The following is a 12,476-nucleotide window of genomic DNA, read 5'->3' as shown; positions in this document are numbered from 1 at the left end:
TTGGCGGGGCGGCTTCAGCTGTGGCGGCTGCTCACCGCCCGCGACTGGCGCACGGTCTTAGATCTTGCCGACCAGGTCCAGCGAAGGGGCCAGGGTGGCCTCGCCTTCTTGCCACTTGGCCGGGCAGACTTCACCTGGGTGGGCAGCGACGTACTGGGCAGCCTTGACCTTGCGCAGCAGCTCGCTGGCGTCACGGCCTACACCACCGTCGTTGAGTTCGACGATCTTGATCTGGCCTTCCGGGTTGATCACGAAGGTACCGCGATCGGCCAGGCCGGCGGCTTCGATCAGCACGTCGAAGTTGCGCGAGATGACGTGGGTCGGGTCACCGATCAGCGGGTACTTGATCTTGCCGATGGTTTCCGAGGTGTCGTGCCAGGCTTTGTGGGTGAAGTGGGTGTCGGTCGACACGCCGTAGATCTCGACGCCCAGCTTCTGGAACTCAGCGTAGTTGTCGGCCAGGTCGCCCAGTTCGGTTGGGCAGACGAAGGTGAAGTCGGCTGGGTAGAAGAACACGACAGACCACTTGCCTTGCAGATCGGCTTCGCTGACCTGAACGAATTCGCCGTTGTGGAAGGCAGTAGCGTTGAACGGTTTGACTTGGCTGTTGATGATCGGCATGAGATGCGCTCCTTCATGGGGTTTGAAATTTCGTTGACGGAGAGAATCCTAACCAATGATCCCGGTGATGGCTCATTGGCAAAGCTCATGCTGGTGATTGGTTTTGGCTATAACTGAGGTTCATTAATAGAAGGGATTGAGCTGAGCAAAGGATTGCGGGGGTGTCAGGGAGGGACAATCGCGGGCAAGCCCGCTCCTACAAGTATCGCGGTGACCTTGTAGGAGCGGGCTTGCCCGCGAAGAACGCGACGCGGGGACCCTGTGTGCGGGCTTGCCCGCGAAAAAGGCAACGCGGGCCCTTGTAGGAGCGGGCTTGCCCGCGAAGCAGGCGACGCGGGACCCTGTGGGAGCGGGTTTACCCGCGAAGCAGACGACGCGGTATCAGCGGGTAACGGTACGCATGGTGACGAACTCTTCCGCAGCCGTCGGGTGCACGCCAATGGTCTCGTCGAACTGCTGCTTGGTCGCCCCCGCCTTGAGCGCAACGCCCAGGCCCTGGATGATCTCGCCGGCATCCGGCCCGACCATGTGGCAACCCAGGACCTTGTCGGTCTCGGCATCCACCACCAGCTTCATCAGGGTCTTCTCCTGAATATCGGTCAAGGTCAGCTTCATCGCGCGGAAGCGGCTTTCGAACACCTGCACCTTGTGCCCCGCCTCCAGCGCCTGCTCTTCGGTCAACCCCACCGTACCGATCGGCGGCTGGCTGAACACCGCCGTGGGGATGTTCTGGTAGTCCACCGGGCGATACTGCTCAGGCTTGAACAGCCGCCGCGCCACCGCCATGCCTTCGGCCAGCGCCACCGGGGTGAGCTGCACGCGGCCGATCACATCGCCAATGGCCAGGATCGACGGCTCGGTGGTCTGGTACTGCTCATCGACGCGCACGAAGCCACGCGGGTCGAGCTCGACGCCGGTGTTCTCCAGGCCGAGGTTGTCCAGCATCGGCCGGCGGCCGGTGGCATAGAACACGCAGTCGGTGATCAGCTCACGACCGTCCTTGAGGGTGGCCTTGAGGCTGCCGTCTTCGAGCTGATCGATACGCTGGATGTCGCTGTTGAACTGCAGGTCGAGGCCGCGTTTTTCCAGCTCTTCCTTGAGGTGCGTGCGCACCGCGCCGTCGAACCCCCGCAGGAACAGGTCACCGCGGTAGAGCAAGGTGGTCGCGCTGCCCAGGCCCTGGAAGATGCCGGCGAATTCGACGGCGATGTAGCCACCGCCCACCACCAGCACGCGACGCGGCAGTTCCTTGAGGTAGAACGCCTCGTTGGAGGTGATCGCCAGCTCCTTGCCCGGGATGTCCGGCACCTGCGGCCAGCCACCCACGGCAACGAGGATGTGCTTGGCGCTGTAACGCTGGCCTTCGACTTCCACTTCGTTGGCGCCGGTCAGGCGCGCGTGGCCTTGCAGCAGGGTGACGCCGCTGTTGACCAGCAGGTTGCGATAGATGCCGTTGAGGCGTTCGATCTCGCGGTTCTTGTTGGCGATCAGCGTGCCCCAGTCGAAATGCCCTTCTTCGAGGGTCCAACCAAAGCCTGCGGCCTGCTCGAGCTCATCGGCGACATGCGCGCCGTAGACCAGCAGTTTTTTCGGCACACAGCCGACGTTGACGCAGGTACCGCCCAGGTAGCGGCTTTCGGCCACGGCGACCTTAGCGCCAAAGCCCGCCGCGAAACGCGCGGCACGCACACCGCCGGAACCGGCGCCAATCACGAACAGATCAAAATCGTAGGCCACAATCCAGACTCCACAAAAAAAGCCACCCGAGGGTGGCTCTTTTTCTGTCTAGCTGCAAGCGTCACGCTGCATCACGCGGCGCTGAGGCTCGATCGGCCGTGGCTCAGTAAGCCTTGCCGGTCTTGTAGAAGTTCTCGAAGCAGAAGTTGGTCGCCTCGATGTAGCCTTCGGCGCCGCCGCAGTCGAAACGCTGACCCTTGAACTTGTAGGCGATCACGCAGCCGTTTTGCGCCTGCTTCATCAGGGCGTCGGTGATCTGGATCTCGCCGCCTTTGCCTGGCTCGGTTTCTTCGATCAGCTTGAAGATGTCCGGGGTCAGGATGTAGCGGCCGATGATCGCCAGGTTGGACGGCGCGTCTTCCGGTGCTGGCTTCTCGACCATGCTGTTGACCCGGTAGATGTCGTCGCGAATCATCTCGCCGGAAATCACACCGTACTTGTTGGTTTCCTGCGGGTCGACTTCCTGGATGGCAACGATCGAGCAGCGGAACTGGTTGTACAGCTTGACCATCTGCTGCAGCACGCCGTCACCTTCGAGGTTGACGCACAGGTCGTCGGCCAGCACGACCGCGAACGGCTCGTCGCCGATCAGCGGGCGACCGGTGAGGATGGCGTGGCCCAGGCCTTTCATTTCGGTCTGGCGGGTGTAGGAGAACGAGCACTCGTTCAGCAGACGACGGATGCCGACCAGGTATTTTTCCTTGTCGGTGCCCTTGATCTGGTTTTCCAGCTCATAGCTGATGTCGAAATGGTCTTCCAGGGCGCGCTTGCCGCGGCCGGTGACGATGGAGATCTCGCTCAGGCCAGCCTCCAGTGCTTCTTCAACGCCATACTGGATCAGTGGCTTGTTGACCACCGGCAGCATTTCCTTGGGCATGGCTTTGGTAGCGGGCAGGAAGCGGGTGCCGTAACCGGCTGCCGGGAACAAGCATTTCTTGATCATATACGTCCTTAACAAGGGCTTTGCGTACGAATTTCGGCGCAGTCTAATCAGGCGGCACGCACCTTACAATGCCCCGCCTGCGGGCGACCGACGCCATGATAGAGATAACCCAGTGTAGTTAGTTCCGATGAATCGTAAATATTGCGCCCGTCGAACACTACCGGCATGCGCATAAGCCCCCGTATTTTCAGGAAATCCGGCTGGCGAAAGTGCTTCCATTCAGTCACCAGGACCAGCGCATCGGCGCCTTCGACGCAGGCGTAAGGGTCTTCGCTGAGCAGCAGTTGGCCGCTGGCCAGCGCCTCGGGGTAGCGCACCGCAACACCGTCGAGGGCGGCCGGGTCGCACGCCTGGACGCGCGCCCCGGCGGCCAGCAAGGCCTCCAGCAGCACCAGCGCCGGCGCCTCGCGCAGGTCGTCGGTGCCCGGCTTGAACGCCAGCCCCCAGATCGCCACCGTGCGGCCACGCACAACGCCACCAAAGTGCTGCTCGAGCGCGGCGAACAACAGCGTCTTCTGCACCTCGTTGCGCGCCTGCACCGCCTGCAGGATGGCCGGCTGGTAGCCCTGCTGCTCGGCGGTGTGGATTAGCGCCCGAACGTCCTTGGGGAAGCACGAGCCGCCATAGCCACAGCCGGCGTAGATGAAGTGGCTGCCGATGCGGCGATCGCTGCCGATGCCGCGGCGCACCTGCTCGATGTCGACCTCCAGGTGCGCGCACAGCCCGGCCAGTTCGTTGATGAAGGAGATGCGCGTCGCAAGAAAGGCATTGGCCGCGTACTTGCTGAATTCCGCCGCGCGCGGGGCCATCAGCAGGATCCGCTCGTGGTTGCGCACAAACGGCGCATAGAGCCGCTGCAGGCAATGCCGGGCCTGCTCGCTGTGGCTGCCGATGATGATCCGGTCGGGGCGCATGAAGTCGTCGACGGCGCTGCCCTCCTTGAGAAACTCAGGGTTGCTCGCCACCTCCACGGTGAAGCCTGCGCCGCGTGCGCGAAGGCCTTGGGCGATGTGCCGGGCGACCTGCTCGGCGGTGCCGACCGGCACGGTCGACTTGTTCACCACCAGGCTGGGGCGAAGCAGGTGCTGGCCGAGGCTGTCGGCGACGGCCAGGACTTGCTGCAGGTCGGCCGAGCCGTCTTCGTGGCTCGGCGTGCCGACGGCGATGAACACCACCTCGGCGCCGGCCAGGGCGCTGTCCCATTGATCGGTGAAGCTCAGCCTGCCGCTGTGCAGGCCCGCCTGGAGCAAGGGCTGCAGGCCGGGCTCGTAGATCGGGCAATGGCCTTGGCGCAGTTGCGCCAGGCGCGCCTGATCACGCTCGAGGCAGACCACCGGGTTGCCCATTTCGGCAAGACAGGCTGCAGTCACCAGCCCTACATAGCCTGCTCCGATCACACACAGTTGCATGGCCGCGCTCCTTGATGAAGGTCGCGACCATTGCACCTCGTGGAGGGTTGCAGGGCAGTGACATGATTACGTCAGGGGTGTGACAGTGACACCCCCTCGCCTGCTACATCCCCTGCCCGATCACGACCCCATCCACCGTCTGCCCATACAGATTGACCCCATCGTTGGCATGAAACTTCACCCGGGTCTTCTCCACCGAGCCTTCGACCAGTCGCGGGTCCTGCGGCCGCTCGTGGCGGTTGACCCAGGCAGCGACATCCCACGCCTGCTGGTCAGTCAAACTGCCAGGCCGGCCCAGCGGCATGTTGTACTTGATGAACGACGCCGCGGTGTTGATGCGGTGCATCCCCGCGCCCCAGTTGTACGAGTCCTTGCCCCACAGCGGCGGCATCACGTACTCGCCGGCCACCTGCTGGCCCTCGCCCTGATCGCCATGGCAGATCGCGCAGTGCTCGCGGTACACCTGCTGGCCACGGGCGAAGTCATAGCCACCCTTGGGCTGCGGCACCTCGGGGTAGCCGCGCCCGGGCGTCTCAACGCCGATGGGCGCCTGGGTCGACAGCCAGTAGGCGTACACGCTCAATGCCGTCATCTGCGGGCTGTCGGCCGCCGGTGGCGTGCCGTTCATGCTGAACTGGAAGCAGCCCTGGATGCGCTCGGCAAAGGTGTTGACCTTGTCGTTTTTCTTGCGGTACGCCGGATACATCGGGTACGCCCCCCACAGCGGCGCGGAGAACGCCAGGCGCCCCTGGTCGAGGTGGCAGTTGCTGCAGTTGAGGCCGTTGCCGACCGCCTCGGGCATCAAGCGCCGGGTATCGACGAACAGCGCATGCCCTTCGCGGACCATTTTGCCGAAGGCATTGTCCGGCAACTGGTCTTCAGCCGGCGGGGTGAACTGCGGGGCGGCCTGCATGGCAGGGACCTTGAGCTGGGACTGGTCTTCCATGGCAATCGGCGCCGCCTGGGCGGGGTTCAGGGCCAACACGGCGAGGGTTGCAATCAGCGACTTCATGGCGTGACCTCCTGGCTCAGCGGATGAGCGAAGAACGCGGCGATCGCCGTGACCTCGGCCTCGGTCATGGCCTTGGCCACGCCGGCCATCATCTGGCTGGGGTCGTTGCTGCGGCTGCCGTCGCGCCAGGCGTTGAGCTGCGCCACCAGGTAGCCCGCCGGTTGCCCGGCCAAGGGCGGAAAGTGCTCACCGACGCCACTGCCGCCAGGGCCATGACACTGCACACAGCCGGGGATCTGTCGGCTCCAGTCGCCGTACAGGGCCAACCGCGCCACCGGGTCGGTAGCGATCTGCTGGCGACGCAGGTCGGGGGCGGGGTCACTCGGCAGCTCGGCCAGATAGGCACTGACCGCCTCGGCTTCCTCGGGGGTCAAGGCCTTGGCCAACGGCTCCATCACCGGCTGCTTGCGGCTGCCGCTGCGAAAGTCGTTCAACTGCTTGTTCAGGTAGCCAGCCGACAGCCCGGCCAGGCGCGGAAACCCTGCCGCGGCAAGGCCTTTGCCATCGGCGCCATGACAGGCCAGGCAGGCCATGGCAGCGGGGTTCTGCCCGCCCTGGGTGAAGATGGCCTGGCCATCGGCGGCCTGCGCGGCAGGCCAGGGCAGCATCAGCGCGGCGCTGATGGCGATACGACTCAACGGATTCATCACGGGACGCTCCATTTTCTTGTTATAAGCTTAGGCTTAAACGGTATAAGCCTACAGATAGTAGGCCTATCCTCCGGCAGGTCAACGCCTGCCGGGCAAGAAGATGGCAATTCGCCCTGTTAGTCGCCCATTAACTGAGCTGGATCAAGACCGCGAGATGCATTTGGTCGTCGCTGTGCGCACATCGCCCAGGCGCAGCGGGAAGTTGTTCAGTCGCTCGCGCAGCTTGATGCTGCTGCCACTGCCGCGCTTGTCGATGTCCAGCAACGCGGCCGGGCCGGTACCGGCGGTCAGCTTCTGCGGGACGATCAGGCGCAGGCCGTCGCCGCGCTTCTCTTCGGTCAGGGCATCACGGCTCTGCGCCAGCTCAGCCTTGATGCAATCGGCATATTCGCGCGGGGTCTTGCCAGACATCACGTCCATGGTTTCTCGCGATTGCTCCAGTTCCGAAACACTGACGCAGCCGCCCAAGGTCAAGCTCAACGCCGCCACCACCCACTTCATTCGGAATACCTCTGCCTTAAAGAATCTATATGACCACAGCGAGGCAGGTTTGCTCCCTGCATTGGCGGATTTATCCCTGCCTCGGCTGTGCGGGGCGGGAGTGTACCGTTACATCGTGATATCTTTCCCGTTTGCAGAATCAAACCTTGCGGAGCATCACATGAAATACGTACACCAGCGCGAGCACCTCAACGAGGACGACATCGTCGTGATCGAGTGTTCCCAGCGCTGCAACATCCGCCTGATGAACGACGCCAACTTCCGCAGCTTCAAGAACGGTGGTCGTCATACCTACCACGGCGGCGCCTTCGATCAGTTCCCGGCGAAGATCACCGTGCCGAGCACCGGCTTCTGGAACATCACCCTGGACACGGTCACGCCGCGGCCGATCTCGGTGACGCGCAAGCCGACCTTCACCCACAAGATCAAGATCATCCGTCGCTCCTCGTCGCAACTGAGATAAGCCGCCATGACCCAGAACATCAAATACGTCATCAAGTACAAACTCGACGGCGAGCGCCGCTGGGACTTCGCGGTCATGCCGGACAACTCCGAAGGCCAGGCCCTGGAAGCCTTGCGCAAGATCCACGGCGATGACGCCGCCAAGATCAGCGACATCCAGGTCAGCAAAGCCCTGTAATGATCTAGCCCCGCCGCCCGCCCAAGGAGTCCGCATGAGCACCTGGCCAGACCGTCGCCTTCTCGACCTGTTGGGCATCGAGGTGCCCATTCTCCAGGCACCCATGGCCGGCGCCAGCGGCGCAGCCATGGCCATCGCGGTGGGCAACGCCGGCGGGCTCGCCGCCCTGCCCTGCGCGATGCTCAACAGCGAGCAGCTGCGCAGCGAGATCGAGGTGTTTCGCGCGGGCTGCGCGGGGCCGCTGAACCTCAACTTCTTCTGCCACGTGCCGCCTGCCGCGGATGAACCGCGCGCCGCGCGCTGGAAGCAGGCGCTCAAGCCGTACTACGACGAGCTGGGCGCCGACTTCGAGGCGCCCACGCCGGTGTCCAATCGCGCGCCGTTCGATGAGCAGAGCTGCCAACTGATCGAGCAACTGCGCCCGGAGGTGGTCAGCTTCCACTTCGGCCTGCCGCCCGCCGACCTGCTGCAACGGGTCAAGGCGGCGGGCGCCAAGGTGCTGTCGAGCGCGACCACGGTGGAAGAAGCGCTGTGGCTGCAGGCCCACGGCTGTGACGCGATCATCGCCATGGGCTATGAGGCCGGCGGCCATCGCGGGATGTTCCTCAGCGACGACCTCACCAGCCAGATCGGCACCTTTGCCCTGGTGCCGCAGATCGTCGATGCGGTGCGGTTGCCGGTGATTGCGGCGGGCGGCATTGCCGACCACCGCGGCCTGGTCGCCGCGCTGGCACTGGGGGCGTCGGCGGTGCAGATCGGCACGGCGTACCTGTTCAGCCCGGAGGCCAAGGTGTCTGCGGCGCACCGTCACGCGTTGGAGACCGCTTCGGCGAGCGATACCGCGCTGACCAACCTGTTTACCGGGCGGCCGGCGCGCGGCATCAACAACCGCCTGATGCGCGAGCTGGGGCCGATGAGCACGCTGGCGCCACGCTTTCCGCTGGCGGGCGGCGCGCTGATGCCGTTGCGCGCGATCAGCGAGCCGCAGGGCAGCAGCGCCTTCAGCAACCTGTGGTCAGGCCAGGCGCTGCGCCTGGGGCGGCGGATGCCAGCCGGTGAGTTGACCCGCGAGATCGCGCAGAAGGCCCTGGCAGTGGTCGGGCGCTGAAGTCTCGCCTGAATGGGGCCGCTTTGCGGCCCTTCGCGGGTGAACCCGCTCCCACAGGCTGGACTGGCACCCTTCTGTAGATCGCCGGGATACCGGTGGGAGCGGGTTTACCCGCGAAGGGCTGCACCGCAGCCCCACTCTGATGGAATAACAGCCCTTCCCGACCAACGGGTTATCGCTATATAGTCATCCACATAACGATAACCTGCCTCCCAAGGAGCTGCTTTCATGCGTCTACGCCTGCCCCACCTGGCCGCCACCGCACTCGCCACCCTGATCACCTGCAACAGCGCCTGGGCCGATGAAGTCCAGGTGGCCGTCGCCGCCAACTTCACCGCCCCGATCCAGGCCCTGGCCAAGGACTTCGAGAAAGACACCGGCCACACCCTGGTCGCCGCCTTTGGCGCCACCGGCCAGTTCTACGCGCAGATCAAGAACGGCGCCCCCTTCGAGGTGTTCCTGGCCGCCGACGACAGCACCCCGGCCAAACTGGAAAGCGAAGGCGATACCGTCAAGGGCTCGCGCTTCACCTACGCGATCGGCACCCTGGCGCTGTGGTCGGCCAAGCCTGGCTACGTCGACGACCAAGGCGCTGTATTGAAAAAGAATGACTTCCAGCACCTGTCCATCGCCAACCCCAAAGCCGCGCCTTACGGTTTGGCCGCGACCCAGGTGCTGGACAAACTGAAACTGACCGACGCCACCAAAGGCAAGATCGTCGAAGGCCAGAACATCACCCAGGCGTTCCAGTTCGTCTCCACCGGCAATGCCGAGCTGGGCTTCGTCGCCCTGTCGCAGATCTACAAGGACGGCAAGATCGACAACGGCTCGGCGTGGATCGTCCCGTCGAACCTGCACGACCCGATCAAGCAGGACGCGGTGATCCTCAACAAGGGCAAGGACAACCCGGCCGCCAAGGCGCTGGTCGAGTACCTCAAAGGGCCGAAGGCCGCTGCGCTGATCAAGTCTTACGGCTATGAAATCTGATGCCGCTCGACGCCAGTGACCTGGGGGCGATCTGGCTGACCGTGCAACTGGCCAGCCTGACCACCCTGATCCTGCTGGTGGTGGGCACGCCCATCGCCTGGTGGCTGGCGCGCACGCGCTCGTGGCTGCGTGGGCCGGTCGGCGCGGTGGTGGCACTGCCGCTGGTGCTGCCACCGACGGTGATCGGCTTTTACCTGCTGATCGCCCTCGGCCCGCACGGCTGGCTCGGCCAGGCGACCCAGGCGCTGGGCCTGGGCACCGTGGTGTTCAGTTTTACCGGGCTGGTGATCGGCTCGGTGGTGTATTCCATGCCGTTCGTGGTGCAGCCGCTGCAAAATGCCTTCAGCGCCATCGGCCAACGGCCGCTCGAGGTCGCCGCGACCTTGCGCGCCAGCCCCTGGGACACCTTCGTGCATGTGGTGCTACCGCTGGCCCGGCCGGGCTTCATCACCGCCAGCATCCTCGGCTTCGCCCACACCGTGGGTGAGTTCGGCGTGGTGCTGATGATCGGTGGCAATATCCCGGACAAGACCCGTGTCGTCTCGGTGCAGATCTTCGATCACGTCGAGTCCATGGCCTATTCGCAAGCACACTGGCTGGCCGGCGCCATGCTGGTGTTTTCCTTCCTGGTGTTGCTCCTGCTCTACGCAGGCCGCCGCGGCAAGGCGGGCTGGAGCTGAGATGAGTGCATCGATAGTGGCGCGACTGCGCCTTGGCCGCGACGATTTCACCCTGGATGTCGACCTGCGCCTGCCAGGCCGCGGGATCAGCGCGCTGTTTGGCCACTCCGGCTCCGGCAAGACCTCCTGCCTGCGCTGCCTGGCCGGGCTGGAGCGCGCTGCCAGTGCCTATATCGAAGTCAACGGCGAGGTCTGGGAAGACACCTCGCGCGGGTACTTCATGGCGCCGCACAAACGCCCCGTGGGGTACGTGTTCCAGGAGGCCAGCCTGTTCCCGCACCTGTCGGTACGCGGCAACCTGGAGTTCGGCTGGCGGCGGATCGCCGCCAGCGAGCGCAAGGTCAGCCTCGAGCAGGCCTGCACGCTGCTGGGCATCGGCCACCTGCTCGAGCGCCGCCCCGCCACCCTGTCGGGCGGTGAAGCGCAGCGGGTCGGCATCGCCCGCGCGCTGCTCAGCAGCCCGCGCCTGCTGCTGATGGACGAGCCGCTGGCGGCCCTCGATGGCCCGCGCAAGCGCGAGATCCTGCCTTACCTGGAGCGCCTGCACGACGAGCTGGACATCCCCCTGGTCTACGTCAGCCATGCCCAGGATGAGGTGGCGCGCCTGGCCGACCACCTGGTCCTGCTCGAGCAAGGCAAGGCCATGGCCAGCGGGCCGATCGGCGAGACCCTGGCCCGCCTCGACCTGTCGCTGGCCCAGGGCGACGACGCCGGCGTGGTGCTCGAGGGCGTCGTGGTCGGGCATGACCCGCACTATCAACTGTTCGACCTGCGCCTGCCGGGCAGTGACGGCCTGTTGCTGCGCATCGCCCATCCGTCGCTGGTGGTCGGCAGCAGCCACCGGCTCAAGGTGCAGGCCCGCGATGTCAGCCTGGCGCTGGGCATCGACAGCGCCTCGAGCATCCTCAACCGGCTGCCGGTGCGCGTGCGGGAATACCGCGAGGCGGACAACCCCGCGCATCTGCTGGTCAGCCTGGACGCCGCCGGCGCCGCGCTGCTCGCGCGCATCACCCGCTACTCGGCAGACCAGCTCGGCCTGCGCCCCGGGCAGATGCTCTGGGCGCAGATCAAATCGGTAGCGCTTTTGCTCTGAGCATCAGCCGCCTCGCCGTTGTCCATTGAGCAGGTACTTGCTCAATGGATGCCCGCCATGCTCGATTGCCCCCTGCCGCGCACCCTGCACTATGTCGACGACAGCCAGCCCGGCCTGAGCCGGCGCCGCTGGCGAGACCGTTTCATCTACCTGGATGCCGACGGCAACCGGGTACGCGACAGCGACACCTTGGCGCGGATCGCCGCACTGGTGATCCCGCCCGCCTACACCGACGTGTGGATCTGCGCCGACCCGCAAGGCCACCTGCAAGCCACCGGCCGCGATGCGCGCGGGCGCAAGCAGTATCGCTACCATGCCGAGTGGCGCGAGCTGCGTGACGGTCACAAGTACGGGCGGATGCTGGCCTTCGCCCAGGTACTGCCCAAGCTGCGCAAGCAGGTGGACCTGCACCTGGCCAGGCCCGGGCTGGACCGGGAAAAGGTCATGGCGCTGGTGGTCAGCCTGCTCGACAGCACGTTGATCCGCATCGGTAACCGGCAGTACCTGCGCGACAACAAATCCTATGGGCTGACCACCCTCAATACCCGCCACGTCAAAGTCGAAGGCAGCACCATCCGCTTCCAGTTTCGCGGTAAACGCGGCGTCGAGCACAACGTCACCCTGCGTGATCGACGCCTGGCGGCCTTGGTCAAGCGCTGCATGGAGCTGCCTGGGCAAGCGCTGTTCCAGTACCTGGACGCCGACGGCGAGCGGCACAGCATCGGCTCCAGCGAGATCAACCTGTTTCTCCAGCAACTGACCGGCGCCGACTTCACCGCCAAGGACTACCGCACCTGGGCCGGCAGCAGCCTGGCGCTGAGCCTGCTGCGCCCGCTGGCCTGGGAGCCGGACAGCGAAGCCAAGCGCCAGGTCGCCGAGACCGTGCGCCAGGTCGCTGCACGCCTGGGCAACACGCCGGCCGTGTGCCGGCGCTGCTATATCCACCCTGCGGTGCTCGAACAGTTCCACCTCGGGCAACTCGGCGGCTTGCCGCGCGCCCGCACGCGCAAAGGCCTGGAGCCCGAAGAAGTGGCCTTGCTGCACTTCTTGCAGGCACTCCAGGCAATCAATTGATCCAGGCTATGCCGGCCATCA

The 12,476-nt window shown here is 65.2% G+C and carries 14 protein-coding genes; 7 read left to right on the top strand and 7 right to left on the bottom strand.

All coding sequences use genetic code 11. The features are described 5' to 3' along the window. Window positions 1-57: 57 nt before the first annotated feature. The 7 genes from ahpC to CCOS865_RS10800 form a co-directional block, all read right to left on the bottom strand. Entirely contained in the window at window positions 58-621 is a 564-nt protein-coding gene (ahpC, locus tag CCOS865_RS10830) for an alkyl hydroperoxide reductase subunit C (protein ID WP_119140568.1), read from the bottom strand. 381 nt (window positions 622-1,002) lie between these two features. Continuing rightward, entirely contained in the window at window positions 1,003-2,358 is a 1,356-nt protein-coding gene (gene gorA / locus CCOS865_RS10825; RefSeq protein ID WP_119140567.1) for a glutathione-disulfide reductase, read from the bottom strand. Between the two features lie 103 nt (window positions 2,359-2,461). Then, window positions 2,462-3,301 carry a UTP--glucose-1-phosphate uridylyltransferase GalU gene (gene galU, locus CCOS865_RS10820; protein ID WP_119140565.1) on the bottom strand — a complete coding sequence of 280 codons (840 nt, stop codon included), beginning with the start codon at window positions 3,299-3,301 and terminating at the stop codon, window positions 2,462-2,464. A 47-nt stretch (window positions 3,302-3,348) separates the two neighbouring features. Next, window positions 3,349-4,710, bottom strand: coding sequence for a UDP-glucose dehydrogenase family protein (locus CCOS865_RS10815; RefSeq protein ID WP_119140564.1), 1,362 nt, complete (start codon window positions 4,708-4,710; stop codon window positions 3,349-3,351). A 103-nt stretch (window positions 4,711-4,813) separates the two neighbouring features. Beyond that, on the bottom strand, window positions 4,814-5,722 hold the full coding sequence (locus CCOS865_RS10810) for a c-type cytochrome (RefSeq protein ID WP_119140562.1): 909 nt from the start codon (window positions 5,720-5,722) through the stop codon (window positions 4,814-4,816). Next, a complete protein-coding gene (locus CCOS865_RS10805; RefSeq protein WP_119140560.1) occupies window positions 5,719-6,369 on the bottom strand; it encodes a c-type cytochrome in 651 nt (216 codons plus the stop codon). Before CCOS865_RS10805 ends, CCOS865_RS10810 begins: the two co-directional genes overlap by 4 nt. 144 nt (window positions 6,370-6,513) lie before the next feature. After that, entirely contained in the window at window positions 6,514-6,873 is a 360-nt protein-coding gene (locus CCOS865_RS10800; protein WP_119140558.1) for a hypothetical protein, read from the bottom strand. Window positions 6,874-7,033: 160 nt separating this feature from the next. Between CCOS865_RS10800 and CCOS865_RS10795 the strand changes: the two genes are divergently transcribed. From CCOS865_RS10795 to CCOS865_RS10770, 7 genes are all read left to right on the top strand, one after another. Beyond that, window positions 7,034-7,336, top strand: coding sequence for a DUF1883 domain-containing protein (locus tag CCOS865_RS10795; protein WP_119140556.1), 303 nt, complete (start codon window positions 7,034-7,036; stop codon window positions 7,334-7,336). Between the two features lie 6 nt (window positions 7,337-7,342). Then, window positions 7,343-7,513: a hypothetical protein gene (locus tag CCOS865_RS28190; RefSeq protein ID WP_167469042.1), complete on the top strand. Its 171-nt coding sequence runs from the start codon at window positions 7,343-7,345 to the stop codon at window positions 7,511-7,513. A 34-nt stretch (window positions 7,514-7,547) separates the two neighbouring features. Next, entirely contained in the window at window positions 7,548-8,621 is a 1,074-nt protein-coding gene (locus tag CCOS865_RS10790; protein WP_119140554.1) for an NAD(P)H-dependent flavin oxidoreductase, read from the top strand. Between the two features lie 228 nt (window positions 8,622-8,849). After that, window positions 8,850-9,608, top strand: coding sequence for a molybdate ABC transporter substrate-binding protein (modA, locus tag CCOS865_RS10785; protein ID WP_119140552.1), 759 nt, complete (start codon window positions 8,850-8,852; stop codon window positions 9,606-9,608). Then, window positions 9,608-10,288 (top strand): molybdate ABC transporter permease subunit, encoded by a 681-nt coding sequence (gene modB, locus CCOS865_RS10780; RefSeq protein ID WP_119140550.1) that lies wholly within the window; start codon window positions 9,608-9,610, stop codon window positions 10,286-10,288. Before modA ends, modB begins: the two co-directional genes overlap by 1 nt. A 1-nt stretch (window position 10,289) precedes the next feature. Further along, window positions 10,290-11,381 carry a molybdenum ABC transporter ATP-binding protein gene (modC, locus tag CCOS865_RS10775; RefSeq protein WP_119140548.1) on the top strand — a complete coding sequence of 364 codons (1,092 nt, stop codon included), beginning with the start codon at window positions 10,290-10,292 and terminating at the stop codon, window positions 11,379-11,381. Window positions 11,382-11,438: 57 nt separating this feature from the next. Continuing rightward, a complete protein-coding gene (locus CCOS865_RS10770) occupies window positions 11,439-12,455 on the top strand; it encodes a DNA topoisomerase IB (protein ID WP_119140546.1) in 1,017 nt (338 codons plus the stop codon). Window positions 12,456-12,476 lie beyond the last annotated feature (21 nt).

This window comes from Pseudomonas reidholzensis (assembly GCF_900536025.1).
GTDB lineage: Bacteria > Pseudomonadota > Gammaproteobacteria > Pseudomonadales > Pseudomonadaceae > Aquipseudomonas > Aquipseudomonas reidholzensis.
Note: the sequence above shows the minus strand (reverse complement) of the source record. Positions and strands in the feature narration are given on the sequence as shown.

Coding starts and splice junctions, on each gene's coding strand:
- galU (WP_119140565.1), bottom strand. CDS start 3,301: ATGATCAAGAAATGCTTGTTCCCGGCAGCCGGTTACGGCACCCGCTTC.
- ahpC (WP_119140568.1), bottom strand. CDS start 621: ATGCCGATCATCAACAGCCAAGTCAAACCGTTCAACGCTACTGCCTTC.
- modC (WP_119140548.1), top strand. CDS start 10,290: ATGAGTGCATCGATAGTGGCGCGACTGCGCCTTGGCCGCGACGATTTC.
- CCOS865_RS28190 (WP_167469042.1), top strand. CDS start 7,343: ATGACCCAGAACATCAAATACGTCATCAAGTACAAACTCGACGGCGAG.
- CCOS865_RS10770 (WP_119140546.1), top strand. CDS start 11,439: ATGCTCGATTGCCCCCTGCCGCGCACCCTGCACTATGTCGACGACAGC.
- CCOS865_RS10795 (WP_119140556.1), top strand. CDS start 7,034: ATGAAATACGTACACCAGCGCGAGCACCTCAACGAGGACGACATCGTC.
- CCOS865_RS10790 (WP_119140554.1), top strand. CDS start 7,548: ATGAGCACCTGGCCAGACCGTCGCCTTCTCGACCTGTTGGGCATCGAG.
- CCOS865_RS10810 (WP_119140562.1), bottom strand. CDS start 5,722: ATGAAGTCGCTGATTGCAACCCTCGCCGTGTTGGCCCTGAACCCCGCC.
- CCOS865_RS10805 (WP_119140560.1), bottom strand. CDS start 6,369: ATGAATCCGTTGAGTCGTATCGCCATCAGCGCCGCGCTGATGCTGCCC.
- CCOS865_RS10800 (WP_119140558.1), bottom strand. CDS start 6,873: ATGAAGTGGGTGGTGGCGGCGTTGAGCTTGACCTTGGGCGGCTGCGTC.
- CCOS865_RS10815 (WP_119140564.1), bottom strand. CDS start 4,710: ATGCAACTGTGTGTGATCGGAGCAGGCTATGTAGGGCTGGTGACTGCA.
- modA (WP_119140552.1), top strand. CDS start 8,850: ATGCGTCTACGCCTGCCCCACCTGGCCGCCACCGCACTCGCCACCCTG.
- modB (WP_119140550.1), top strand. CDS start 9,608: ATGCCGCTCGACGCCAGTGACCTGGGGGCGATCTGGCTGACCGTGCAA.